The organism is Streptomyces torulosus, from assembly GCF_001419765.1.
In the GTDB taxonomy this organism is placed as follows: domain Bacteria; phylum Actinomycetota; class Actinomycetes; order Streptomycetales; family Streptomycetaceae; genus Streptomyces; species Streptomyces torulosus.
In genome coordinates this window covers 1-25,403 of the sequence record NZ_LIRK01000126.1, presented here as the reverse complement: position 1 = coordinate 25,403, position 25,403 = coordinate 1, and the positions used below count along the sequence as shown (strand labels likewise).

At 70.9% G+C, this 25,403-nt stretch carries 20 protein-coding genes and 1 riboswitch; of the genes, 9 read left to right on the top strand and 11 right to left on the bottom strand.

The window, feature by feature from the left end:
* Positions 1–60: 60 nt before the first annotated feature.
* Positions 61–342 (top strand): HPr family phosphocarrier protein, encoded by a 282-nt coding sequence (locus tag AOK23_RS09725; protein ID WP_055541657.1) that lies wholly within the window; start codon positions 61–63, stop codon positions 340–342.
* Between the two features lie 189 nt (positions 343–531).
* Here AOK23_RS09725 and AOK23_RS09720 read toward each other — a convergent pair whose 3' ends face one another.
* From AOK23_RS09720 to AOK23_RS09705, 4 genes are all read right to left on the bottom strand, one after another.
* Positions 532–1,236 (bottom strand): GntR family transcriptional regulator, encoded by a 705-nt coding sequence (locus AOK23_RS09720; RefSeq protein ID WP_055712345.1) that lies wholly within the window; start codon positions 1,234–1,236, stop codon positions 532–534.
* A 188-nt stretch (positions 1,237–1,424) separates the two neighbouring features.
* Positions 1,425–2,210, bottom strand: a complete 786-nt coding sequence (locus AOK23_RS09715; RefSeq protein ID WP_055712344.1) for a M23 family metallopeptidase — start codon at positions 2,208–2,210, stop codon at positions 1,425–1,427.
* A 12-nt stretch (positions 2,211–2,222) separates the two neighbouring features.
* Positions 2,223–2,397: riboswitch (cyclic di-AMP (ydaO/yuaA leader) on the bottom strand.
* Positions 2,398–2,598: 201 nt separating this feature from the next.
* Positions 2,599–3,987: a M16 family metallopeptidase gene (locus AOK23_RS09710; protein ID WP_055712343.1), complete on the bottom strand. Its 1,389-nt coding sequence runs from the start codon at positions 3,985–3,987 to the stop codon at positions 2,599–2,601.
* Positions 3,984–5,360: a M16 family metallopeptidase gene (locus AOK23_RS09705; RefSeq protein WP_206336167.1), complete on the bottom strand. Its 1,377-nt coding sequence runs from the start codon at positions 5,358–5,360 to the stop codon at positions 3,984–3,986. Before AOK23_RS09705 ends, AOK23_RS09710 begins: the two co-directional genes overlap by 4 nt.
* 340 nt (positions 5,361–5,700) lie before the next feature.
* Between AOK23_RS09705 and AOK23_RS09700 the strand changes: the two genes are divergently transcribed.
* Positions 5,701–8,157, top strand: a complete 2,457-nt coding sequence (locus AOK23_RS09700; protein ID WP_055712342.1) for a DNA gyrase/topoisomerase IV subunit A — start codon at positions 5,701–5,703, stop codon at positions 8,155–8,157.
* 71 nt (positions 8,158–8,228) lie between these two features.
* Here AOK23_RS09700 and AOK23_RS09695 read toward each other — a convergent pair whose 3' ends face one another.
* Positions 8,229–9,392 carry a CobW family GTP-binding protein gene (locus AOK23_RS09695; RefSeq protein ID WP_055712341.1) on the bottom strand — a complete coding sequence of 388 codons (1,164 nt, stop codon included), beginning with the start codon at positions 9,390–9,392 and terminating at the stop codon, positions 8,229–8,231.
* Positions 9,393–9,765: 373 nt separating this feature from the next.
* Here AOK23_RS09695 and AOK23_RS09690 point away from each other — a divergent pair, with 373 nt between their 5' ends.
* On the top strand, positions 9,766–10,281 hold the full coding sequence (locus tag AOK23_RS09690; RefSeq protein ID WP_055712340.1) for a DUF6082 family protein: 516 nt from the start codon (positions 9,766–9,768) through the stop codon (positions 10,279–10,281).
* A gap of 255 nt (positions 10,282–10,536) precedes the next feature.
* A complete protein-coding gene (locus tag AOK23_RS09685) occupies positions 10,537–10,773 on the top strand; it encodes a hypothetical protein (protein ID WP_055712339.1) in 237 nt (78 codons plus the stop codon).
* Between the two features lie 175 nt (positions 10,774–10,948).
* Here AOK23_RS09685 and AOK23_RS09680 read toward each other — a convergent pair whose 3' ends face one another.
* Positions 10,949–12,115 (bottom strand): citrate synthase/methylcitrate synthase, encoded by a 1,167-nt coding sequence (locus tag AOK23_RS09680; protein WP_055712338.1) that lies wholly within the window; start codon positions 12,113–12,115, stop codon positions 10,949–10,951.
* A 97-nt stretch (positions 12,116–12,212) separates the two neighbouring features.
* Here AOK23_RS09680 and AOK23_RS09675 point away from each other — a divergent pair, with 97 nt between their 5' ends.
* The 4 genes from AOK23_RS09675 (at position 12,213) to AOK23_RS09660 (ending at position 17,151) form a co-directional block, all read left to right on the top strand.
* Entirely contained in the window at positions 12,213–13,493 is a 1,281-nt protein-coding gene (locus AOK23_RS09675) for a citrate synthase (RefSeq protein WP_055712337.1), read from the top strand.
* A 127-nt stretch (positions 13,494–13,620) separates the two neighbouring features.
* On the top strand, positions 13,621–14,559 hold the full coding sequence (locus tag AOK23_RS09670) for a sucrase ferredoxin (protein ID WP_055712336.1): 939 nt from the start codon (positions 13,621–13,623) through the stop codon (positions 14,557–14,559).
* Between the two features lie 145 nt (positions 14,560–14,704).
* Positions 14,705–16,474 carry an ATP-binding protein gene (locus AOK23_RS09665; protein ID WP_079049389.1) on the top strand — a complete coding sequence of 590 codons (1,770 nt, stop codon included), beginning with the start codon at positions 14,705–14,707 and terminating at the stop codon, positions 16,472–16,474.
* Positions 16,471–17,151, top strand: coding sequence for a response regulator (locus AOK23_RS09660; protein WP_055512766.1), 681 nt, complete (start codon positions 16,471–16,473; stop codon positions 17,149–17,151). Before AOK23_RS09665 ends, AOK23_RS09660 begins: the two co-directional genes overlap by 4 nt.
* Before the next feature lie 70 nt (positions 17,152–17,221).
* On the opposite strand, the gene AOK23_RS09655 is transcribed toward AOK23_RS09660, so the two are convergent.
* From AOK23_RS09655 to AOK23_RS09645, 3 genes are all read right to left on the bottom strand, one after another.
* On the bottom strand, positions 17,222–18,814 hold the full coding sequence (locus AOK23_RS09655; protein ID WP_055712334.1) for a solute symporter family protein: 1,593 nt from the start codon (positions 18,812–18,814) through the stop codon (positions 17,222–17,224).
* Positions 18,811–19,338: a DUF485 domain-containing protein gene (locus AOK23_RS09650; protein WP_240496337.1), complete on the bottom strand. Its 528-nt coding sequence runs from the start codon at positions 19,336–19,338 to the stop codon at positions 18,811–18,813. Before AOK23_RS09650 ends, AOK23_RS09655 begins: the two co-directional genes overlap by 4 nt.
* Before the next feature lie 134 nt (positions 19,339–19,472).
* The gene (locus AOK23_RS09645; protein ID WP_055712332.1) at positions 19,473–21,596 is read right to left on the bottom strand and encodes a DNA gyrase/topoisomerase IV subunit B; all 2,124 of its coding nucleotides are present in this window, start codon (positions 21,594–21,596) and stop codon (positions 19,473–19,475) included.
* 467 nt (positions 21,597–22,063) lie between these two features.
* Between AOK23_RS09645 and AOK23_RS09640 the strand changes: the two genes are divergently transcribed.
* Positions 22,064–22,294 (top strand): DUF7455 domain-containing protein, encoded by a 231-nt coding sequence (locus tag AOK23_RS09640; protein WP_055512778.1) that lies wholly within the window; start codon positions 22,064–22,066, stop codon positions 22,292–22,294.
* Positions 22,295–22,501: 207 nt separating this feature from the next.
* Here the strand turns inward: AOK23_RS09640 and AOK23_RS09635 are convergent, their stop codons facing one another.
* On the bottom strand, positions 22,502–23,317 hold the full coding sequence (locus AOK23_RS09635) for a serine protease (RefSeq protein WP_055712331.1): 816 nt from the start codon (positions 23,315–23,317) through the stop codon (positions 22,502–22,504).
* 156 nt (positions 23,318–23,473) lie between these two features.
* Entirely contained in the window at positions 23,474–25,012 is a 1,539-nt protein-coding gene (locus tag AOK23_RS09630) for an RNA polymerase sigma factor (RefSeq protein ID WP_055712372.1), read from the bottom strand.
* Positions 25,013–25,403 lie beyond the last annotated feature (391 nt).

The window sequence follows — 25,403 nt, the reverse complement described above, 5'->3', positions numbered from 1 at the left end:
TAGACAACCCGGTCTAGACCTCTTCGAGGTACCCGAGACACACCTGAAGGGCAGCATCACATGGCTGAGCGCCGCGTCAACGTCGGCTGGGCCGAGGGCCTCCACGCCCGCCCCGCTTCCATCTTCGTCCGGGCCGCCACGGCCTCCGGTATCCCCGTGACGATCGCCAAGGCCGACGGCAACCCCGTCAACGCCGGTTCCATGCTGGCGGTCCTGGGTCTGGGCGCCCAGGGCGGCGAGGAGATCGTCCTCGCCTCCGACGCCGAGGGCGCGGACGCCGCGCTCGACCGTCTGGCGAAGCTCGTCGCCGAGGGCCTCGAGGAGCTCCCCGAGACGGTCTGACCCACGCGACACCGGCCGGAAGGCCACTCGCGGCAGCACTGAAGGGCTCGTCCGATTTATCGGGCGAGCCCTTCGCATTTCGCTGGGCAGAGGGTGCGGTTAAATTGTCTGCGACGTCGGGAAATCCGTCCGCGGGCAGCAGAAATGACGCCCCTCGAATTCATGCCTTCTTTGTATACGGCCCTCGTGTTAATGCCGCAGACTCGGCATGTTTACGGGGTGTTGCGAAGTCCTCACACGATCCGTTCGCTCCGCCGCCGCGGGCCGGCCCGGAAAGCGCAGCCGGTGCGCCGAGGTCGCCCGCTCGGTGTGCAGAGCGGTGATCGCCCGCGCGCGCTCGCTGTCACCGCGGGCCACGGCGTCCACGATGCCGCCGTGCTCGGCCCAGGACTCCACAGGGTTGGCAGGCGCCTCGACCGCGTACATCCAGGCGATCTTGTGCCGCAGCTGGGCGAGCGTCGAGGTCAGGGCGGGGCTCCCCGAGGCCTGGGCGAGCGTCTCGTGGAACCAGCCGCCCAGCGAGCGCAGATCCTCGCTGTTGCCCCGCCTGGCCCGCTCCTGGCCCAGCCTGACCAGGCCGCGCAGGACCTTGAGGTGCGCCTCCGTGCGGCGCTGGGCGGCGCGGGCGGCGCCGAGCGGCTCCAGCAGCATGCGCATCTCCAGCAGGTCGGAGGCCTCCTGCTCGGTCGGCTCGGCGACGCACGCGCCCGCGTGCCGACGCGTCACCACGAAGCCCTCGGCCTCCAGCGTGCGCAGCGCCTCGCGCACAGGGACGCGGCTCACGCCGTACCGGCGGGCGAGCAGTTCCTCGGTGAGCCGGCTGCCGCGCTCGTAGACACCCGCGACGATGTCATCACGGATCGCCGTGCATACCGAGTGCGCCGGAATACGCATGACCGACCTCCGTCTTAATCCCCGTGAAACGTCATTGATTGACGTGTGTTCAGGTGACTCTATTGCAGTGGGCCGGAATTTCCGATGGCGGGCCGGAATCCATGGATATTTTTTGGACAGCGGGTACACCGCAACAAGGAAAGCCCCGGCTCGGTGAGCCGGGGCCTCCTGAAGCGGTGAAGCTTTCGTCAGACGTTCACGCCGTGCGAGCGCAGGTACGCGACGGGGTCGATGTCCGAGCCGTACTCGGCCGTCGTGCGGGCCTCGAAGTGCAGGTGCGGGCCGGTGACGTTGCCGGTCGCCCCGGAGAGGCCGATCTGCTGGCCGGGGGTGACCGTCTGGCCGACGGAGACGCCGATGGACGACAGGTGGCCGTACTGGGTGAACGTGCCGTCGTTCATCTTGATCACGACGTTGTTGCCGTACGCGCCGCCCCAGCCGGCCTCGACGACGGTGCCGGCGCCCACGGCGTGGACGGGCGTGCCGGAGGCGGCGTGGAAGTCGACACCGGTGTGGCTGCCGGAGGACCAGACTGCGCCGCCGGCCTTGTAGCCGGTGGAGATGTAGGAGCCGGTGATGGGAGAGACATACGCGTTGAGGCGCTCGCGCTCGGCGGCGCGGGCGGCACGTGCCTTGATCTCCTCGCGCTCCTTGGCGGCGGCGCGCTCCTGCTTCGCCTTCTCGGCGGCGGCCTTGCGGGCCTCCTCCTGCGCCTTCTGCTTGACGGCGGCCAGCTCGGCGGCCTGCTGCTGCGCGGCGGCCTGGGCGTCGACCTGCTCGGCGACCGTGTCACCGAGGACGATGATCTGGTTCAGCCCCGTCTGCTCGGGGGCGGGCTCCGCGGCGAGCGCCGGGACGGCGACGGTGCCGACGACACCGGTGGTGGTGAGAGCGGCGACGCCCACGGTCCTCGTGGTCGTGCGCTTCACGCGGCCGGGACGGCGGTGCTTCCCGGGAGCGCGGGTGAACGCCATGGAGTGGCTGATCCTTTCCTTCCCTCTCGCCTACCGGGTTAGCTGACGGGTTCGGAGCAGGAAGGTCTCCTACGGACACCCCTCGTTTCGCGAAGCTCGCGAAGGGCACCCGATTCACCCCAGGGACTGCGGTTGGGTCCCCGGCTCCCCTGGCTCGCGCCGTGGGGGGACTCGGCGATGACTGTCCGGTGCCGCGGGTGCGGCGAACTGCTGGCGAACAGCCGGACCGACGCTAAGCGGGTCGCCTCCGAAATAACAAACGCATCACGGGTTTTGAGGCGTACGCCACAGGCCAGACAGGCAACCTCCGCCATCAATCGGACAAACAGGGGCCCCGGTGACTCTTCCGTCACCGGGGCCCCTCGTTCCGCTCGTCCGCGGGCCTTCTCTACTCGGCCGGTACGACGGTGACTTCGCCGATCCCGAGAGCCCTGACCGGCTCCTCGATCTGCGCGGCGTCACCGACGAGGACGGTCACCAGACGGTCCACCGGGAAGGCGCTCACGACGGCCGCGGTGGCCTCCACGGTGCCGGTGGCGGCGAGCTGTCGGTACAGCGTCGACTGGTAGTCGTCCGGCAGGTGCTGCTCGACCTGGTCGGCCAGGGTGCTCGCCACGGCCGCCGCCGTCTCGAACTTGAGGGGGGCGACCCCGACGAGGTTCTGCACGGCGACGTCCCGCTCGGTGTCGGTCAGGCCCTCGGCGGCGAGGGTGCGCAGCACCGTCCACAGGTCGTCGAGCGCCGGACCGGTGTTCGGTGTGTCCACGGAACCGCTGATGGCGAGCATCGAGACACCGGAGCCGTCGGGCGCGGAGCGCAGCACCTGGCCGAACGCGCGCACGCCGTAGGTGTAGCCCTTCTCCTCGCGCAGGACACGGTCCAGACGGGAGGTGAGGGTGCCTCCGAGGCAGTAGGTGCCGAGCACCTGGGCCGGCCACACCCGGTCGTGCCGGTCGACGCCCACGCGGCCGATGAGCAGCTGCGTCTGGACGGCGCCGGGCCGGTCGACGATGACGACGCGCCCGGTGTCGTCGGCGCTCACCGCCGGCATGGTGCGGGGCTTGGCCGGGGAGCCCGTCCAGGCGCCCAGGGTGTCGCCGAGCAGCGTGTCGAGGTCGACGCCGGTGAGGTCGCCGACGATCACGGCGGTGGCCGTCGCCGGCCGGATGTGCCGCTCGTAGAAGGCGCGTACGGCCGCGGAGTCGATGCTCGCCACCGTCTCCTCGGTGCCCTGGCGGGGCCGGGACATACGGGAGTCCGCCGGGAACAACTGCTTGGAGAGCTCCTTCGCGGCCCGGCGGCCCGGGTTCGCGGTCTCGTGCGGGATCTCGTCGAGCCGGTTGGCCACGAGCCGCTCGATCTCGCTGTCCGCGAACGCGGGGGCACGCAGGGCGTCGGCGAGGAGGCCGAGCGCCTTGCCGAGCCGCGACACGGGTACTTCGAGGGAGAGGCGGACGCCGGGGTGGTCGGCGTGCGAGTCGAGGGTGGCGCCGCAGCGCTCCAGCTCGGCGGCGAACTCCTCGGCGGAGTGCTTGTCGGTGCCCTCGGAGAAGGCCCTCGTCATGATCGTGGCGACGCCGTCGAGTCCGGCGGGCTCGGCGTCCAGGGGGGCGTCGAGGAGGACCTCGACGGCGACGACCTGCTGGCCGGGGCGGTGGCAGCGGAGCACCGTCAGACCGTTGTCCAGGGTGCCGCGCTCGGGCGCCGGGAACGCCCAGGGCCTGGCCTCGCCGGCCTGGGGCTGCGGGTGGAAGTCCATGGTCGCGAGCTCGGTCACTTCGCCGACTCCTCGTTCTCGTCGGTGGTCGCGTCGGCGTCCGTCGCCGCGCTCTCGGCCTCGTCGTCGGTGTCGTCGTCGACGGGCTCGTAGACGAGCACCGCGCGGTTGTCGGGCCGCAGGCGCGCCTTGGCGACCTCCTGGACCTCCTCGGCGGTCACGTCGAGCACCCGGTCGACGGCGGTCAGGGCGAGCTTGGGGTCGCCGAACAGGACCGCGAAGCGGCACAGTTCGTCGGCGCGGCCCGCGACCGTGCCGAGCCGGTCCAGCCACTCGCGCTCCAACTGGGCGTGGGCGCGCTCCATCTCCTCGGCCGTGGGGCCCTCCGCGGCGAACCGGGCGAGTTCCTCGTCGACGGCGGCCTCGATGACGGGCACCTCGACGTCGCCGGAGGTCTTGACGTCCATCCAGGCCAGGGAGGGCGCGCCGGCCAGACGCAGCAGACCGAACCCGGCCGTCACCGCCGTACGGTCGCGGCGGACGAGCCGGTTGTAGAGGCGGGAGGACTCGCCGCCGCCGAGGATGGCGAGGGCCAGGTCGGCCGCGTCGCACGCGCGTGTGCCGTCCTCCGGGAGGCGGTAGGCGGCCATCAGCGCCCGCGCGGGCACCTTCTCCTCGATGACCTCGCGGTGCTGCTCGCCGATGACGTCGGGCAGCCCGCCGTCACGCGGCTGCGGCTTGCCGTCGTAGGACGGGATGGAGCCGAAGTACTTCTCGATCCAGGCGAGGGTCTGCTCCGGGTCGATGTCGCCGACGACCGAGAGGACGGCGTTGTTGGGGGCGTAGTAGGTCCGGAAGAACTGACGGGCGTCCTCCAGGCTGGCCGCCTCCAGGTCCTCCATGGAACCGATCGGGGTGTGCCGGTAGGGGTGGCCCTCCGGGTAGGCGAGCCGGAAGATCCGCTCGAACGCGGTGCCGTACGGCACGTTGTCGTAGCGCTGCCGGCGCTCGTTCTTGACGACGTCCCGCTGGTTGTCCAGGTTCTTCTGGTCGAGCGCGAACAGCAGGCTGCCCATGCGGTCGGCCTCCAGCCACAGCGCGAGCTCCAGCTGGTGGGCGGGCATCGTCTCGAAGTAGTTGGTTCGCTCCCAGCTGGTGGTGCCGTTGAGCGAGCCGCCGGCGCCCTGGACCAGCTCGAAGTGGCCGTTGCCCGAGACCTGCTTGGAGCCCTGGAACATCAGGTGCTCGAAGAGGTGGGCGAGGCCGGTGCGGCCCTCGACCTCGTGGCGGGAGCCGACGTCGTACCAGAGGCACACCGCGGCGACCGGGGTCAGGTGGTCCTCGGAGAGCACCACGCGCAGGCCGTTGTCCAGGCGGTGCTCCTTCACTGTCAGGCCTTCGGAGCCTGCCTCGGCTGTGGCCGTGTGACCCATGGGCATGTACGTCCCTTCGATGGCGAGCGCGGTCGCTGGAACCGCGGTTGTCCTGCCGGTCCTGCCACTGTATGCAAGCGTGCGGACGCTCGGCGAAGTTCCCGGAGCCCGTACGCGACGGCGAGAACGCCTTACGCCGAGAGCGAGAACCCCGGATGCCGGGAGCGGGACCGCCGGTGGTCACCGACGGGCAGTGGTTAAGGTCGGCGCACGCGGTTGACGCGGCGGCGCCGGGCACCCGCCCCGGCGGGGAATGCCGGGTCGTGTCCGGGTTGTCAGTGCGGCAGTCCACAATGGTCCGCGTCAGAGTCCGTTCACTTGCAGCAAGGAGCCGGCAGCGATGGCCCGCCGCAGCACGAAGACCCCGCCGCCCGACGACGCGTTCGAGGAGCGGATCCTCGACATCGACGTCGTCGACGAGATGCAGGGCTCCTTCCTGGAGTACGCGTACTCGGTCATCTACTCCCGAGCCCTGCCCGACGCCCGTGACGGTCTGAAGCCGGTGCACCGCCGCATCGTCTACCAGATGAACGAGATGGGTCTGCGCCCCGACCGCGGCTATGTGAAGTGCGCCCGCGTCGTCGGCGAGGTCATGGGCAAGCTGCACCCGCACGGCGACTCGTCGATCTACGACGCCCTGGTGCGCATGGCCCAGCCCTTCTCGATGCGGGTCCCCCTGGTCGACGGCCACGGCAACTTCGGCTCCCTCGGCAACGACGACCCGCCCGCGGCCATGCGGTACACGGAGTGCCGTCAGGCCGCCGCGACGAGCCTGATGACGGAGTCGATCGAGGAGAACACGGTCGACTTCGCCCCGAACTACGACGGCCAGGAACAGGAGCCGGTCGCGCTGCCCGCCGCCTTCCCGAACCTGCTGGTCAACGGCGCCTCGGGCATCGCCGTCGGTATGGCCACCAACATGCCGCCGCACAACCTGGGCGAGGTCATCGCGGCCGCCCGCCACCTGATCAGATACCCGAACGCGGACCTGGACGCCCTGATGAAGCACGTCCCGGGCCCCGACCTGCCCACGGGCGGGCGGATCGTCGGACTCACCGGCGTCAGGGACGCGTACGAGACGGGCCGCGGCACCTTCAAGATCCGCGCCACCGTGGCCGTGGACAACGTGACGGCGCGCCGCAAGGGCCTCATCGTCACGGAGCTGCCGTTCACCGTCGGCCCCGAGAAGGTGATCGCCAAGATCAAGGACCTGGTCGGCTCGAAGAAGCTCCAGGGCATCGCCGACGTCAAGGACCTCACCGACCGCCAGCACGGCCTGCGGCTCGTCATCGAGATCAAGAACGGCTTCGTGCCGGAGGCGGTCCTGGAGCAGCTCTACAAGCTGACGCCGATGGAGGAGTCCTTCGGCATCAACAACGTGGCGCTGGTCGACGGCCAGCCCCTCACCCTGGGCCTCAAGGAGCTCCTGGAGGTCTACCTCGACCACCGCTTCGAGGTCGTGCGCCGCCGCTCGGAGTTCCGCCGCGGCAAGAAGCGCGACCGGCTGCACCTGGTCGAGGGACTGCTCACGGCGCTGCTGGACATCGACGAGGTCATCCGCCTGATCCGCTCCAGCGAGAACTCCGCGCAGGCCAAGGAGCGCCTGATGGAGCACTTCTCCCTGTCGGACGTCCAGACGCAGTACATCCTCGACACCCCGCTGCGCCGTCTCACCAAGTACGACCGCATCGAGCTTGAGGCGGAGAAGGACCGGCTCAACGCGGAGATCGCGGAGCTGACGCGCATCCTGGAGTCGGACGCCGAGCTGCGCAAGCTGGTCTCCGGGGAACTGGCCGCGGTGGCGAAGAAGTTCGGCACCGAGCGCCGTACGGTGCTGCTGGAGTCCTCGGGCGCCCCGGTGGCCGCGGTTCCGCTCCAGGTCGCGGACGACCCGTGCCGGGTGCTGCTGTCCTCGACGGGGTTGCTCGCCCGTACGGCCGACGCCGAGCCCTTCGCTGCGGACGCGGAAGCCAAGCGCACCAAGCACGATGTGATCGTGTCGGCGGTCCCGGCGACGGCCCGCGGCGAGATCGGCGCGGTGACGTCCACGGGCCGTCTGCTGCGGCTGAACGTGATCGACCTGCCCCAGCTGCCCGACACGGCGGCGGCCCCGAATCTCGCGGGCGGCGCCCCGCTCGCGGAGTTCGTCTCCCTCCACGACGGCGAGACGGTGGTCTGTCTGACGACGCTCGACGAGTCGTCGCCGGGCCTCGCCATCGGCACCGAACAGGGTGTGGTCAAGCGGGTGGTGCCCGACTACCCGACCAACAAGGGGGAGTTGGAGGTCATCACCCTCAAGGAGGGCGACCGGATCGTGGGCGCGATCGAGCTGCGCACGGGCGAGGAGGACCTGGTCTTCATCACGGACGACGCCCAGCTGCTGCGTTACCAGGCCTCGCAGGTCCGCCCGCAGGGCCGCCCGGCCGGCGGTATGGCGGGCATCAAGCTCACCGAGGGCGCGAAGGTCATCTCGTTCACGGCGGTCGACCCGGCTGTGGACGCGGTGGTCTTCACGGTGGCGGGCTCGCGCGGCACGCTGGACGACTCCGTCCAGACCACGGCCAAGCTCACCCCGTTCGACCAGTACCCGCGCAAGGGCCGCGCCACGGGCGGTGTCCGCTGCCAGCGGTATCTGAAGGGCGAGGACTGCCTGTCCTTCGCCTGGGCGGGCCCGACTCCGGCCCGCGCCGCCCAGAAGAACGGCACTCCGGCCGACCTCCCCGAGATGGACCCGCGCCGCGACGGCTCGGGCGTCTCCCTGGGCAAGCCGGTGACCTCGGTGGCGGGCCCCGTCTGATCGAGGCGGACGGCGGGCCGCGGCACCCTCGGGCGAAAGACGTCAGAGGGTGCCGCGGCCCGAAGGTCGCTTCAGGGGGTGTCGTAGGAGGGGTCCGGTTCGCCGGCCTCCTGCTCCTTGTCCGGTACGTAGCGCAGGACGCCCCACATGCTGTGCTCGTCGGCCCGGGGGGCGTCGTCCTTGCACGCCTCCAGCTCCTTGGTGAGGGCGGCGGCGTCGATACCGGTGCCGATGAGGACGAGCTGGGTGAGCCTCGGCTCGTCGCCCGGCGCCCACGGCTCGGGGTAGAACCGCAGGAACCGCCCGACCGCGTGCACGGAGTACCGGTTGCGGGTGTCGTGGGGCCCGAAGTCGACGTACCCCTTGATGCGGTACAGCCCGTCCGACCTGCCGTCGAGGAAGTCCAGCAGCCGCCGGGGGTTCATCGGCAGGTCGGAGACGAAGGCGACGCTGTCGTACGCGGTGTGCAGATGCCCGAGGTGATCCTCGTGGGCGTCGCCGCCGAGGCCTCCGGTGGCGTCGTCCCCGCCATGCGGTTCGGCGCCGTCGTTCCCGTGGAGGTCGTCGTGCAGGTGGAGGTCGTCGAAGGAGAGCTGCCCGATGCGTTCCTCACTGGGACGGCAGTCGAAGAGGAACGCGGGGTCGATACGCCCGTACGTCGCGGCCACGACGGCGGCGCCCTCACTGAGCGACCGGACGAGTCCGAGGACGCGCTCACCGTCCTCGGCCCGGTCGACCTTGTTGACGACGACGAGGTCGGCGATGGCGAGGTGCCGGTCGATCTCGGGGTGCCGCTGCCTGGTGTCGAGGAACTCGGCCGCGTCGACGACCGCGACCAGCCCGCCGTACACGACCCGGGGGTTCTCGCTGGCGAGCACCATCCGCACGAGTTCCTGAGGCTCGGCGAGCCCACTGGCCTCGATGACGATGACGTCGATGCCGGTGGCGGGGTCGGCGAGCCGCTCCAGGTACACGTCCAGCTCGCTGGCGTCGACGGCACAGCACAGACACCCGTTGCCCAGCGACACCGTGGAGTCGCCGAGCGCGCCGGCCACCGCCATCGCGTCGATCTCGATGGCCCCGAAGTCGTTGACGACGGCACCGATGCGGGTGCCGCCGCTGCGGTGCAGGAGATGGTTGAGGAGGGTGGTCTTGCCGGAGCCCAGGAATCCGGCGAGGACCACGACCGGGATCTGCTGCGGCCCCCGGGGGCCGGGACTCGACGACTGGCTCAACGCGCGCCCTCTCTCACACCGTTGCGTGCGCCGGCTCGCAGCCGGCCGCCGTAGCGGGACGGCTCACGGACCGGCGTTCGCCGGAACACCGCAGCTCCCGTACGGCCTTGTACTGCTGCCCCAGGATACGAGTGGGCACACAGCCCACACGAAGGGAACGATTGTCAGCGGCGCCCGCAGGGCACACGATGTGCATGGCGCCGGTTTCTGACACCCGCACATCCTTCCGTGCGCCTCCTCTCCGCCTCCCAGCCGACCAGGGCCGCTCGGCGACACTGGGAGACGGCAAGCGCGCCGCCCACCGCTCGCCGGTCCCCATCCTGTCGACCCATGTCCGACGACCGGCGGATGGACGCCTGAACCGGGGGTTGACATGGCCACACAGAACTTTGGGATACGGAGGCTGGGCTCCGCCGCCCGGGACCGGCTCGCCTCGGCCGCGCAGGCCCTGACGGAGAGAGGCTCCCGACAGCGCAGGCACGCCGCGCTCGCCGAACAGCACCGGCTCCACTTCGACCTGCTGTGCAAGGCCATGGAGGACCCGGCCCTGGCGGCCGTGCTCGACACCTACGAGACCGAGGTCCCGCCGGAGCGGCAGCGCCAGTACCTCTTCGCGAACGCCCTGTACGTCAACGCGCTCTACTACCACCGCATCGGTGCGCTCAGCCTGGGCGAGCTGTACGGGCACCTGCGGGTGATGGCGCGCAACACGATCTTCCGGGAGTACTGGGCGGCCACGCGTCACCACCGGGACAGCCTGCCCGACGCCTCGGAGGAGGCGGCGCTGGGCGACATGATGAACGGTCTCGTCGAGGAGATGAACCATCTGGTCGAGGACCGGGACGACGGAGACGAGTGGTGGGTCATAGGGCAACCGCCGGACGAGTGATTCACTCTCAAGTCCCGTGAGGCGGCGAGACGTTGGGACACCCGGACCGGTAATCTCTCCGCATCCTGCTCGGGAAGAACCTCCTGCTCAGGTCCTTGCATGTGCGGCGTAGGGCTGCAGATCCCCACCCGAGGCAGCAGCCCGTTCATGAGCATCCGTGGGCCCGCTCATGAACCGACCGGACGCACCATGGGTCATCAACTCGCGCAGCGCCCCGGCTGAGGCCCTTCTCGCTCAATGCCTCTAGGACCGGACTTGAAGATCGTGCGTCGAGTTGGCGCCTCGCCCAGGGAGCGCGGCAGCTCCACGGGCCAGACCTGCCCCGACATCTTCGAACTCAGCGACGGCAGCTTCGCTGTCATCGGCACCGAAGCCACCGCCGCCCTCGACGGTGAGCTGCCGCCCGACGCGGCGCGCGCTCCCTACGAACGCATCGTGATCATCTCGCGCGAGACCCTGGTCCGCGCCAAAGCCGACATCCCCGATGCGTGAGACGGTCGCGCTCATGTGACGGAGCGCGTCGCACGAGCCCGGCACCTCCCCCGTGGTGCCGGGCTCCGTCCATGAGGTGGTACCGGTGAACGTCAGATCAGCAGCGGTACGACGCCCGGAGACGTCAGACCACCAGGGACGTCAGACCACCAGGGACGTCAGGCGACCAGGGGTGTCAGGCCACCAGCGGTACGGCTGCCGGGGGCACCGGTCCCACATAGCGTGCCGCCGGGCGGATGATCTTCGAGTCCCGGGCCTGTTCGAGGATGTTGGCGCTCCAGCCGACGACGCGGGCGGCGGCGAAGGTCGGCGTGAACATCTCGCGGGGCAATCCGCACAGCTCCATGACGACGCCCGCGTAGAACTCGACATTGGTGTGCAGCTCACGGCCCGGCTTCAACTCAGCGAGGATGGCCTCCACCTGCCGCTCGACCTCCACCGCGAAGGCGACGCGCGGTCCGCCGAACTGTTCCGCGATGCCGCGCAGCATGCGGGAGCGGGGGTCCTCGGTACGGTACACGGGGTGGCCGAAGCCCATTATGCGGTCCCCGGCGAGGACACGTTCCCGGATCCACGCGTCGATGCGGTCCGGGGTACCGATCGCGTCGAGCGTGTCCAGCGCGCGGCTGGGGGCGCCCCCGTGGAGGGGCCCCGAGAGCGCGCCCACCGCGCCCACCAGACAGGCGGCGACGTCGGCACCCGTCGAGGTGATCACGCGGGCGGTGAATGTTGATGCATTGAATCCATGATCAATGGTTGAGATCAAGTATTGCTCGATCGCCCGTGCAGCCCAGGGATCGGGTTCCGTGCCCGTCAACATGTACAAGTAGTTCGCGGCGTACGGCAGATCGTCGCGGGGCTCGACCGGGTCGAGCCCCTGCCCGAGCCGGTACAGCGCGGTGAGCAGCGTCGGTACGGCCGCCGAGGCGGCGAGGGCGTCCGCACGGCGCCGACCCTCGTCGAGGTCGTACACCGGGCGGAAGCCCTTGGAGGCGCCGAGCAGCGACAGCGCGGTGCGCAGGCCGGAGAGCGGCCCCGAGTGCGCGCTCGCCGCCGCGATCGCGGGCAGGGCGCCCCGCACGTCGGCGGGCAGCCGGCGCAGGGGGCCGACCTCCGCGGCGAACGCGGCCCGTCGCGCGGCGTCCGGCAGCTCGCCGTGGATCATCAGGTGCCAGACGTCCTCGAAGCCGCGGGTCTGCGCGAGCTCGACGGCGGAGTACTGGCGGTAGTGGTAAAAGCCCTCCTGCCCTCTGACGTCACCCAATTCGGTGTCGGTGACGACGACGCCCGCGAGTCCTCGCGGCACGTCGACGGAGGCGGTCGCGGCCCTGTTGATCTGCATGTCTCCTCCTTGAACTTGATTCGACTGTCCATGCTTGACTCGATCCCTGTCAATATTGATTAAATCAATGTCATGCTCAACGGATACGGTGACACTCATGACGGAGCAAGGCGCGCGCGCATCGACGAACCCGGCGAACACCTCCGCCCGCCCGGGGCGGCGGCTCACCACGAGGGAGACCGCCGAACTGCTCGGCGTGAAGCCGGAGACCGTGTACGCCTATGTGAGCCGCGGCCAGCTCAGCAGCCGCCGGGACGCGGCGGGCCGGGGCAGCACCTTCGACGCCGAGGAGGTCGCGGCACTCGCGCGCCGCAACCGGCGGGAGAGCGGCACGACCTCGTCCGGCGGGGGCGAGCTGTCCGTCCGCACCCGGCTGACCCTCATCGAGCACGACCACTACTACTTCCGCGGCGTCGACGCGGCGGAACTGGCCGCGCACCGTTCCTACGAAGAGGTCGCCGAGTGGCTGTGGACCGGCGAGCCGCACCCCGGCGCGACCTTCACCGCCCCGAGGACGTCCGTGACCGCCGCCCGCCGCGCGGTCGACGCGCTGCCGGAGCACAGCGGCCCCGTCGACCGGCTGCGGGTCGCGGCGGTCGCGGCGGCGGCCGCCGACCCCCTGCGCTTCGACCTCTCCGAGGAGGCGGTGCTCGGCACCGCGCGCACCCTCATCCCCACGCTCGTCGCCGCCCTCCCCCTCTCCTCGCGCGGCCATCGCGACACCGGTCCGCTCGCCCACCGCCTCTGGCCGCGGCTCAGCGGACGCGCGCCCGACGAAGCCGCCCTGCGGGCGCTGGACACCGCGCTCGGGCTGCTCGCCGACCACGACCTCGCCGCCTCCACCCTGGCGGTCCGCGTCGCCGCCTCGGCCCGCGCGCACACGTACGCGGCCGTCTCCGCGGGGCTGGGCGCCCTGGAGGGCCCGCTGCACGGTTCGGCCAGCGCCCTCGCCCACCGGCTGCTCACCGATGTGCTGGACCACGGCAGCGCCGTCCCGGTGATCGCGGAGGAACTGCGCGCCGGTCGGGGCATCCCCGGCCTCGGCCACCGTCTCTACACGGGCGAGGACCCACGCGCGCGTGCCCTGTTCGCGCTCCTGGCCGACATGCCCCGCGCGGCCCCCGCCCTCGCGGCCGCCCGCGACATCGTGTCGACCGCCGCCCGGCACACCCCCCTGCACGCCAACGTCGACCTGGCCCTGGCGGTCCTCACCGCCTCCTGCGGCATGCCCCCGACGGCCGGCGAGACGATCTTCGCCGTCGCCCGCACGGCGGGCTGGATCGCCCACGCGCTGGAGGAGTACGGCGAGCGCCCCCTGCGGATGCGCCCGAGCGGCCAGTACGTGGGGGTGCGACCGCCGCAACCACTGCCGGAGTGACCTGTCGGAGTGACCGGCCGGAACGGCCACCGCCGAGGCGCGCCGAACGCACCGCTCGCCGCGCCGTTTCCACCCCTTCGGCCCGCCCGGAGGTCGCGCGGGCCGAAGTCAGGTTAGGCTCACCTCTGTGAGTACGTGCACATCCGCGTCCCGACACCTCGCCGAGCCTCTCGCGGGGACCGCCGCCACGGCGAGGACATGGCTGCTGCTGGAACAGCCGGGCCCCTGGGGCGCCCAGGCGCTCACATCGAGCCACCTGGACCCCGCGCTCGGCCGGGCCCTCGAAGCCGCCACCGAGGGCACCGGCGTCCGCGTCGCGCTCATCCGGCGGCCGGGCCGCCACGCCGACTGCCGCGAGGTCCATGAGCGCCAGGTGTACGTGGCGCACACGGTCCCCGGGAACGTCTGGCTGCACCGCGCCACCACGACCGCCCCGGAGCGCCTGCTCGACCTCGACTTCGCCGCACTCGGCGACGGCGACCCCCGCTCCTTCGAGGCGGTCCTTCAGGGCCGGCCCCACACCGGCCGGCCCCTCGCGCTCGTGTGCACCAACGGCAAACGCGACCGCTGCTGTGCCCTCCTAGGCCGACCGCTCGCCGCCGAGCTGGCCGCCTCCGGCGTCGAGGGCACCTGGGAGGTCACCCATCTCGGTGGGCACCGCTTCTCGCCCACGCTCCTCGTCCTCCCCTCCGGCTACGTGTACGGCCGCGCCGAGGCCCACCACGTCAAGGAGGTCCTCCAGGCCGTACGGGAGGGGCGGGTCGTCACCGAGGGCTGCCGCGGCAACTCCGCCTGGGAGCGCCCCGGGCAGGCGGCGGAGCTGGCGGTGCGCGCGGCGACGGGCGAGGACGCGGCCGACGCCTTCACCGTCCTGCGCACGGACGGCGCCGCCCCGCGCTGGGAGGTCACCGTCGCCCACGTCGACGGCCGGCGCTGGAACGTCACCGTCTCCCGGGGCGCGGCCCAGCCGCCCCGCCCCGAGAGCTGCGGCTCTCCCCTGGGCTCGCCGGCCCGGATGGACGTGACGGCCGTACGCGAACTGGTACCGACGGCGCTCGCCGGTTAGGGCCCGGCCCGCGGGCGCGGATCGCGGCGCTGGCCGGGGTTTCTAGCGGTCGGCCCTTCGCGCCCCTCCACGCCCCCGCGCCTCCTTGAGATACCCGCCACACCCCTCTACGTCCGACGCACGCCGTCCACGTACCGTCAGGGGTATGAGCCCCACTCCCCCCGCACGCCGCCTGCGTCTCGGGATGCCGCGGCGGGTGTTCTCGCAGGTCCTGCTGATGCAGGTGGCGATCGCCGCCGGTGTCGCCGTCCTCGCGACCGGGCTGTTCCTCGCACCGCTCAGCGACCAGCTGGACGACCAGGCGATGCGCCGCGCCCTCGCGATCGCCCAGACCACGGCGGCCCAGCCGCAGATCGCCGAGGACCTGGTCACGACCGAGCCGTCCGTGAAGGGGCCGGTGCAGGTCGAGGCCGAGCGGATCCGCAGGGCCAGCGGCGCCGAGTACGTCGTGGTGATGGACGGCCGCGGGGTGCGCTGGTCCCACCCGGACCCCACCGAGATCGGCGGCCTCGTCTCGACCGACCCGCGCCGCGCCCTCGCGGGGAACGAGGTCATGGAGATCGACTCGGGCACCCTGGGGCGGTCCGCCCGGGGCAAGGTGCCGCTGCGCGACGCCGACGGGAGGATCGTCGGGGCCGTCTCGGTCGGTATCGAGTACGACAATGTGCGCGCCCGGTTGATCCACGCGATTCCCGGGCTCCTCGCGTACGCGGGCGGGGCGATGGCGGTCGGCGCGCTGGCGGCGTATCTGATCTCCCGGCGGGTCCACCGCCAGACCCGTGACCTGGCCTTCTCCGACATCGCTGGGCTCCTCGCGGAGCGCGAGGCGATGCTGCACGGCATCCGGGAGGGTGTGGTCGCCCTGGACCGCGCGGGCCGCGTGCGCCTCCTCAACGACGAGGCGCAGCGCCTCCTGGGGCTCGGCGACGAGGTGGTCGGCCGGTCGCTCGACGAGGCGCTCGGCGCGGGCCGTACGACCGATGTGCTGGCCGGCCGGGTCACCGGCACCGATCTGCTCACCGTCCGCGGCCGCCGCGTCCTGGTCGCCAACCGCATGCCCACCGACGACGGCGGTGCCGTGGCCACCCTCCGCGACCGTACCGAGCTGGAGCAGTTGGGCCGCGAACTCGATTCCACGCGCGGCCTGATCGACGCCCTGCGCGCCCAGGACCACGAGCACGCCAACCGGATGCACACCCTCCTCGGCCTGCTCGAACTGGAGATGTACGACGAGGCCGTGGACTTCGTCGGTGAGGTGGTCGGCGACCATCGCGCGACCGCCGAGCAGGTCACCGAGAAGATCCACGATCCGCTGCTCGCCGCGGTACTGGTCGGCAAGGCGACCGTCGCGGCCGAGCGCGGCGTGGCCCTGACGGTCACCGGCGGGACTCCACTGCCGGACAGGTTGATCGATCCACGTGGACTGGTCACCATCGTCGGCAACCTCGTCGACAACGCCCTCGACGCCGTCGCGGGCACCCCGCACGCGCGCGTGGAGGTCGAGTTGCGGGCCGAGGGACGTACGGCGATCCTCCGGGTCCGCGACACCGGGCCCGGAGTCCCGCCCGAACAACGTGAGTTGATCTTCACGGAGGGCTGGTCAACCAAGACGCCCCCGGCCCACCGCGAGCGCGGTATCGGGCTCTCCCTGGTGCGCCGGCTCGCCGAACGGCAGGGAGGCAGCGCCCGGGTCACCGAGGCGGACGGCGGCGGCGCGGAGTTCACGGTCGTCCTGCCGGAGGCGCTGGCGGAGCCGGGACTGGTGACGCAATCGTCCGCGTCGGCGCTTACGTCTACGGCACCCGACGAGGGAGCCGGCCCGCACGACCAGCCGGCGGCGGGCCGTGACGCGCGACCGGGCACGGCGCACGAGCCGGAGGCCGCCGTCCCAGCCGCCGAGAAGGAGTCGCGATGATCGAGGTCCTGGTCGTGGACGACGACCTGCGGGTCGCCCGGGTGAACGCCGCCTACGTCGAGAAGGTCGCCGGCTTCAGGGTGGCGGGCGTGGCGCACAACGCGGCCGACGCGCTGGAGCAGTTGGAGAAGCTGCCCCGGGTGGACCTCGTCCTGCTGGACCACTACCTCCCGGACGACACGGGCCTCATGGTCGTCCAGGAGATGCGCCGACGTGGCCACCAGACCGATGTGATCATGGTGACGGCGGCGCGTGACGTCTCGACGGTCCAGGCGGCGATGCGGCAGGGCGCCCTGCAGTACCTGGTGAAGCCGTTCGCGTTCGCGGGGCTGCGGGCCAAGCTGGAGGCGTACGCGGAGCTGCGGCGCACCCTGGACGGCGGGGGCGAGGCCGAGCAGGCGGAGGTGGACCGGATCTTCGGCGCGCTCTCGGCGGGCGGCGAGCCGGACCTGCCCAAGGGGCACTCGGCCACCACCACCGAGGTCGTGCGCCGGGCCCTGATGACCGCCGAGGGCCCGCTGTCCGCCCAGGAGATCGCCGATCGGACCGGCCTGAGCCGCCAGACCGCCCAGCGCTATCTGAAGCTCCTGGAGCGCACCGGACGCGCCCGCCTGACCCTCAAGTACGGCGACGCGGGCCGCCCGGAGCACCGCTACGAGTGGGCGACCCGCCCCTGACGTCACCCGCCCCTGGCCTCACCCGGGGACGCGCGCGGTGAGCACCGCCGACGGGCGCCCCGGAAGGCCGTCAGACCGCCCCGGCGCCCGTCAGCGACCGCACCTCGGTCTCCGCGTGCTTCGCCTCATCGGCCGGTTCGACGGAGGTGACCGTGCCCAGCCAGCCGGCGAGGAAGCCCAGGGGCACCGAGACGAGGCCCGGGTTCTGCAGCGGGAAGTACTGGAAGTCGACGCCGGGGAACAGGGATTCGGGGCTGCCGGACACCACCGGCGACAGCAGCACCAGCACCACCGCCGGGACGAGTCCGCCGTACACGGACCACACGGCGCCGCGGGTGGTGAAGCCGCGCCAGAACAGGGAGTACAGCAGCACGGGCAGATTGGCCGAGGCGGCGACGGCGAAGGCCAGCCCGACGAGGAAGGCCACATTGAGATCGCGGGCGAGCAGCCCGAGCGCGATGGCGACGGCCCCGATACCGACGGCGGCGGTACGCGCCACGGCCACCTCGCTGTACGGCTTCGAGCGTCGGCGCCGCAGTGACGCGTACAGGTCGTGGGCGACCGAGGCGGACGAGGCGAGGGTGATGCCGGCGACGACCGCGAGGATCGTCGCGAAGGCGATGGCTGCGACGATCGCGAACAGAACCGCTCCACCCGTGGAGCCCGCTCCGCCGCCCAGATCGAGCGCGAGAAGCGGAACGGCCGTGTTGCCGGCCGCGTTCGAGGCTCGAACGGCCGCCGGGCCGACGATCGCGGCCGCGCCGAAGCCCAGCACGATCGTCATCAGGTAGAAGCCGCCGATGAGGCCGATCGACCATACGACCGAGCGGCGCGCGGCGCGCGCGGTCGGCACCGTGTAGAAGCGGGACAGGATGTGCGGCAGCCCGGCCGTGCCCAGGACCAGGGCGAGCCCGAGACTGATGAAGTCGAGGCGGGCGGTCCAGTCGCCGCCGTACTTCAACCCCGGCGCGAGGAAGGCCGCCCCGTGCCCGCTGCGCTCCGCGGCCGTCCTCAGCAGGTCGTCGAAGTCTCCGTGGAACCGCATCAGGACGAGCACGGTCAGCGCGATCGCCCCGCCCATCAGCAGGACCGCCTTCACGATCTGAATCCAGGTGGTGGCCCGCATCCCTCCCAGCGACACATAGACGACCATGAGCGCGCCGACGCCGATGACCGTCCAGGCCCGCGCCGCCTCGCCCTCGCCGCCCAGCAGCAGCGCGACGAGGGTGCCCGCGCCCACCATCTGCGCCACCAGGTACAGAACGGACACGGTGACCGAGGAGGTTCCCGCCGCGATCCTGACCGGGCGCTCGCTCATCCGTGCCGCGACCACGTCGGCGAGCGTGAACCGCCCGCAGTTGCGCACCAGTTCGGCCACCAGGAACAGCACCACGAGCCAGGCCACCAGGAAGCCCACCGAGTACAGCAGTCCGTCGTACCCGAAGAGCGCGATCAGGCCGGAGATACCGAGGAAGGACGCGGCGGACATGTAGTCGCCCGCGATGGCAAAACCATTCTCCATCGGCGAGAACAACCGGCCGCCGGCGTAGAACTCCTCCGCCGAACCATGGCGGTTGCGGCTGACCCAGGTCGTGATGCCCAGGGTGATCGCGATGAACACGCTGAACAGCAGCAGGGCCAGTGTCTGATGGTTCCCGGTCACCGCTCGCCCCCCGCGATGCCGCGCGTCAACTCCTGTGTGTCCCACCGCAGATCGAGGGCCGCCCGGTCCCGCCGCAGCCGTGCGTGGCGCGCGTAGGCCCAGGTGAACAGGAACGTCGTGAGGAACTGTCCGAGCCCCGCCAGCATCGCCACGTTGACCGCGCCCGCCACGGGTCGCGCCATCAGCCCCGGCGCGGTGGTGGCCGTGACCACGTATCCGACGTACCAGCTGAAGAAGATCGCGACTCCCGGGATCACGAATCTCCGGTACCGGCGACGGACCTCCTGGAAGGCGGCGCTGCGCTGCACCTCCACATACACGTCGCCCGCGGCCCGCCCCTCCTCCCGAGCGGCCGGCACGACGGGCGGCGCCCCTCCCGTGCCGTCCACCTCTCCCCAGCCCGAGGCCAGTGCGTCATACCAGGGATCATCGAACCGCACGTCCGCCGGGGCTGCCCCTCGCCCCTCGACCGCGCTCTCGGAACCACCCGCGCGACGGCGGGACCGGCCGGTGCTTGACTGCATGCCCAAGCATGGACAGACCGCACGGATCCCCGCCGATCCCCTTCGCCATTGTTCACCCCATCAGGTGAAGCGCGGGCCGACTTCGCGCCTGAGACGGTGCGCCCGACCGACCGACCGGCGGCCGGGCGCGGCGCTCACGCGTCGATACGGGACCGATCCAACGTGGCCGCGGAGCTGGAGATGAACTCCTTGCGCGGCGCGACGTCGTTCCCCATCAGCAGGTCGAAGACCTGTTCCGCCGCCTCCAGGTCCGACAGGTTGATCCGGCGCAGCGTCCGGTGCCGCGGGTCCATCGTCGTCTCCGCCAGCTGGTCCGCGTCCATCTCACCCAGGCCCTTGTACCGCTGGATGGAGTCCTTGTAGCGGACGCCCTTGCTCTGGAACTCCAGCAGCTTGTCCCGCAGCTCCCGGTCGGAGTACGTGTAGACGTACTTGTCCTGGCCCTTCTTCGGCTGGACCAGCTCGATCCGGTGCAGCGGCGGCACCGCGGCGAAGACGCGGCCCGCCTCGACCATCGGCCGCATGTACCGCTGGAACAGCGTCAGCAGCAGGCACCGGATGTGGGACCCGTCCACGTCGGCGTCGGTCATCATGATGATCTTGCCGTACCGAGCCGCGTCGATATCGAACGTGCGTCCGGACCCGGCCCCTATGACCTGGATGATCGCACCGCACTCGGCGTTCTTGAGCATGTCCGTCACGGACGACTTCTGGACGTTGAGGATCTTGCCGCGGATCGGCAGCAGCGCCTGGAACTCGGAGTTCCGGGCGAGCTTCGCGGTACCGAGCGCCGAGTCGCCCTCGACGATGAACAGCTCGCTGCGGTCGACGTCGTCGCTGCGGCAGTCGGCGAGCTTGGCGGGCAGCGACGACGACTCCAGGGCGGTCTTCCGCCGCTGCGCGTCCTTGTGCTGACGTGCGGCGATACGCGTACGCGCCGCCGCGACGACCTTCTCCAGGACGACCCGCGCCTGCGCGGCGGCGTCCCGCTTGGTGGAGGTCAGGAACGCCTTGAGCTCCTTGGAGATCACCTGCGCGACGATCCGGCGGGCCGCGGACGTACCGAGGACCTCCTTGGTCTGGCCCTCGAACTGCGGCTCGGCCAGACGCACGGTGACGACGGCGGTCAGACCCTCCAGGGCGTCGTCCTTGGCGACGTCGTCCTCGGCGACCCGGAGCATCTTCTTGGCGCGCAGCACCTCGTTCATCGTGCTCGCCACGGCCTGCTCGAAGCCGGCGACATGGGTGCCGCCCTTGGGCGTGGCGATGATGTTCACGAACGACTTGAGGGTCGAGTCGTAGCCGGTGCCCCAGCGCAGCGCGACGTCGACGCCGAGTTCCCGGGTGACCTGGGTGGGGGTCATCTGGCCGTGCTCGTCCAGCACGGGGACCGTCTCCCTGAAGGTGCCCTCACCGGTGAAGCGGAGGATGTCGCAGACGGCCTTGTCGGTGGCCAGGTACTCGCAGAACTCGCTGATGCCGCCGTCGAAGCGGAAGGACTCCTCCCCCTTGCTCCCGCCCTCGCCGAGCCCGTACTCGTCACGGACGACGATGGTCAGGCCGGGCACCAGGAACGCGGTCTGGCGGGCGCGCTGGTGGAGGTTCTCCAGCGAGAGCTTGGCGTCCTTGAGGAAGATCTGGCGGTCGGCCCAGTAGCGCACGCGCGTGCCGGTGCGCGTCTTGGGGATCCGCTTGGCCTTGCGCAGCCCGCTCGTGGCCTCGAACTTCGCGTCCGGGCCGTTGCCCGCGAAGGCGCCGGGCACACCGCGCCGGAAGCTGATGGCGTGGGTCCCGCCGCTGCGGTCCACCTCGACGTCCAGACGGGCGGAGAGCGCGTTCACCACGGAGGCGCCCACGCCGTGCAGACCGCCGGAGGCCGCGTAGGAGCCGCCGCCGAACTTGCCGCCGGCGTGCAGCTTGGTCATGACGACCTCGACGCCGGACAGGCCGGTCTTGGGCTCGACGTCCACGGGGATGCCGCGGCCGTTGTCCCGGACCTCCACGGAGGCGTCGTCGTGGAGGATCACCTCGATGTGGTCGCAGTAGCCTCCGAGGGCCTCGTCCACGGAGTTGTCGATGATCTCCCAGAGGCAGTGCATCAGACCTCGACTGTCGGTCGAGCCGATGTACATTCCGGGGCGCTTCCGCACGGCCTCGAGCCCCTCGAGGACGAGCAGGTGCCGCGCGGTGTAGTTGGAACCGTCCCGGTCTGCTCCGGTCAGCAGCGCTGTGGACGGCACGGACGTCTCGGCGGTCACGCGGTTCGCTCCTCGCTGAATTTCAGGTGAGGCCCTTTTGGGTAAGGGGCCCGGCTCGGTTGCCGGTCCGAGGGTACCGAGCCCTGGTAGAGCCGTTGTAACGCCACCCTCGCTGGAAACTCAGGGTAGTCCAGGCTCGCATGCGTGTTCGATCCCTCGATGGGGTGAAGTACATATCACGTTCCCTTCGAGGCATGAACCATTTAGGCTCCGGGCACGTCCTCATGAACAACCGGCAACCCAGCCGGGAGGACCGTACAACCAAGAGAGCAACCGCCAGAACCACCGACAGACAGCGCGAACCCGTACGACACGAAGACACGCACTACGGCTCATTCGCCGCCAACCGGCAACAGACAGCCGGCCTGGAAAGATTTTTTCGAGGAAAAGCCGCGAGCGGGAACGTTTTCGGCCTGGTTGGATGTTGACCCTGGTACGACAGCTCGTCGAGCTAGAGAAGAGGCGACGTGACTACTGTTCTGACCCCCGCGACCCCGCTGACGGCCGCTGACCGATGCGACCGCTGCGGCGCCCAGGCCTATCTGCGCGTCGTCCTGCTGAGCGGTGGAGAGCTGCTGTTCTGCGCCCACCACGGGCGTAAGTTCGAGCCTGAGCTCAAGAAGATCGCTGCGGAGATACAGGACGAGACGGAGCGGCTGACGTCCGTTCCCGCCACCGCGGAAACCGACGAACGCTGACGCTTCGCACCAACGACGAGCCGACGCCGGCTCGAGGCCGGTGACCGGGCGGCCACTCCCGCACACACGGGGTGGCCGCCCGCTCTCGTTCCGCGGCCGCACTCGTTCCGCGCCCGCTGTCGCTCCGCGGCCCTGTACGGCACCGTGGCGGTGCCGCGTCGGGTACGTACGGCGGTGTCGAGCGGCGGTACGGCGTTCAACGACCTCTCAGCGGCTCTCCGCCAGCACCTGGGCCGCGTAGGAGCCCCTGGTGTACACCCCCGGGCTCCCGGCCAGTCCGCAGCCGCTGCCCCACGACACGAGTCCGATCAGCTTCCCCTGGGCGACGAGCGGTCCTCCGCTGTCCCCCTGGCAGGCGTCCCGGCCGCCGTTCAGCTCTCCCGCGCACACCATGGAGTCGGCCCGGTACCGGCCCTCCGCGCCGCCCGGGTAGGCCCTCTCGCACACGGAGTCGGCCAGCACCCGCACCGACGCGGCCCGCAGGCTCAGCGCGTAGTCCCCGGCGCCCGTGGTGTCGCCCCAGCCGTAGACGGCCGCGGCCGTGTCCGCCTCGTACGCCGGATCGCCGGCTTCCGCCAACGGGAGTACGGAACTCTCGGGGAGCGGCGTCGCCAGCGTGACCACGGCGAAGTCCCCCGCGTTCGTATAGGCGTCGTACCGCGGATTGACCCAGGTGTCGCTCACCGGGATCTCCCGGCCCTCGTTCGACCGCAGATCGGCGCGGCCCGCGATGACCTTCAGGTCGGGGAGCCGTGCCGGGGGCCCTCCCAGCACCTCCTCGCTGAGGCAGTGGGCGGCCGTCATGACCGTGGAGCGGGCCACCACGACGCCGCCGCAGAACTGCCCGGCTCTCGTACCCCCGAACCGGTCACGACTGGACAGTGCCACCGTCCAGGGCGCCTGGGAGATCTCGACGGGATGACCGCCGATGACGACATCGGCGGTCGCGGTCGGACGGGCGGCCAGCGATATGACGGCCGTGGCGGCCGCGAGGGCCAGCAGTCGGGCGATGGTGGGACGCATGCGCGCTCCTGACTCTGGGAGATGGATGGCACACCCAGAGTTATCCACGTGGCGGGCGCCCGCATGCCGCGCACACGCCGAAGACCCGGCTCCTTCGAGGGAACCGGGCCTTCGATGCCTGTCTCGGCCTGTCGCGCGGACGGGTCCGCGGTGGGGTCAGTCGAGGTAGTCGCGCAGGACCTGCGAGCGGGACGGGTGGCGCAGCTTCGACATCGTCTTCGACTCGATCTGGCGAATGCGCTCACGCGTGACGCCGTACACCTTGCCGATCTCGTCGAGGGTCTTCGGCTGACCGTCGGTGAGGCCGAAGCGCATGGAGACGACGCCCGCCTCACGCTCGGAGAGCGTGTCGAGGACGGAGTGCAGCTGCTCCTGGAGGAGCGTGAAGCTGACCGCGTCGGCCGGGACGACGGCCTCGGAGTCCTCGATGAGGTCACCGAACTCGCTGTCGCCGTCCTCGCCCAGCGGAGTGTGCAGGGAGATCGGCTCGCGGCCGTACTTCTGGACCTCGATGACCTTCTCCGGGGTCATGTCGAGTTCCTTGGCCAGCTCCTCCGGGGTGGGCTCGCGGCCCAGGTCCTGGAGCATCTGGCGCTGCACGCGCGCGAGCTTGTTGATGACCTCGACCATGTGCACCGGGATACGGATGGTGCGGGCCTGGTCGGCCATGGCTCGGGTGATCGCCTGACGGATCCACCAGGTGGCGTACGTGGAGAACTTGTAGCCCTTGGTGTAGTCGAACTTCTCGACGGCGCGGATCAGACCGAGGTTGCCCTCCTGGATGAGGTCCAGGAAGAGCATGCCGCGGCCGGTGTAGCGCTTGGCCAGGGAGACCACCAGACGGAGGTTGGCCTCCAGGAGGTGGTTCTTGGCGCGGCGGCCGTCCTCGGCGATGATCTCCAGCTCGCGCTTGAGCTTGGGGGCGAGCTTGTCGGCGTTGGACAGCTTGTCCTCGGCGAACAGACCGGCCTCGATGCGCTTGGCGAGCTCGACCTCCTGCTCGGCGTTGAGCAGGGGGACCTTGCCGATCTGCTTGAGGTAGTCCTTGACGGGGTCGGCGGTGGCGCCGGCGGCGGCGACCTGCTGGGCCGGCGCGTCGTCCTCGTCCTCGTCGGAGAGCACGAAACCGGCGCTCTCGGCGCCCTCGGGCTCGTCACCGGGCTTGCCGCCGGGGGTCTCCTCGAGGACTTCTTCCTCGATGAGCTCGACGTCGTCCTTCTTTCCGGTGGTCTTCTTCGCCGCCGTCTTCTTGGCGGCGACGGTCTTCTTGGCGGGGGCCGCCTTCTTGGCAGTCGCCTTCTTGGCGACGGCCTTCTTGGCGGGGGCGTCCTCGGCGGAGGCTTCGGCCGCGGGTGCCGTCGGCGCGGCGGCGGTGGCCTTCTTGGTGGTCACCGTCTTCGCCGCGACCGTCTTGGTGGCGGTGCGCTTGGCCGGACTCTTCGCTGCGACGCTCTTTCGGGTGCGCTTGGGCTCCGCGGCACTGACCATCAGCGTCACACCCTCTTCCTCGAGGATCTGGTTGAGGCTGCGCAGTACGTTTTTCCACTGAGTGGCCGGGATCTGGTCAGCTTCGAAGGCCCGACGCACATCGTCGCCGGCGATCTGCCCCTCAGCCTTTCCCCGCTCAATGAGCGCCATGACAGAGACGGACTCGGCGATCTCCGGCGGGAGCGTACGGGATGTGCTGGCCGACACGAACAACCTCTCGGAACGTTGGAAAACGGCTTCCGGCCCCGTCCACTGTGGACAGGAGCCGACCACCGGCTTGGGGATGGGCCGACGGTGCGGGCGGGGGCCGGGAAGATGCACAGCGCCGTGAACGGCGTCCGTATTCCCTCCGCGGCTGTCACCTCTTAGGTCATCGCGTGGTTCCCGCGAGCGTTACGCCCAATCTGCGTGGCCCGAGTCACACCCCGTAAGCGCTCAAAAGCGGTCAGACATGGCCAGAGGTAGTCGAGCAGGGCCACGACCGGTGCTCCTACCTCGTGTACCCACACGATTCCCGAACGAACTCCCCAGGAGAGGTCCGCCGCATTTGCGGAGGGTTACGGTCCTGTTCTGGGGGCCAGGCCGACGGGGGCGGGGG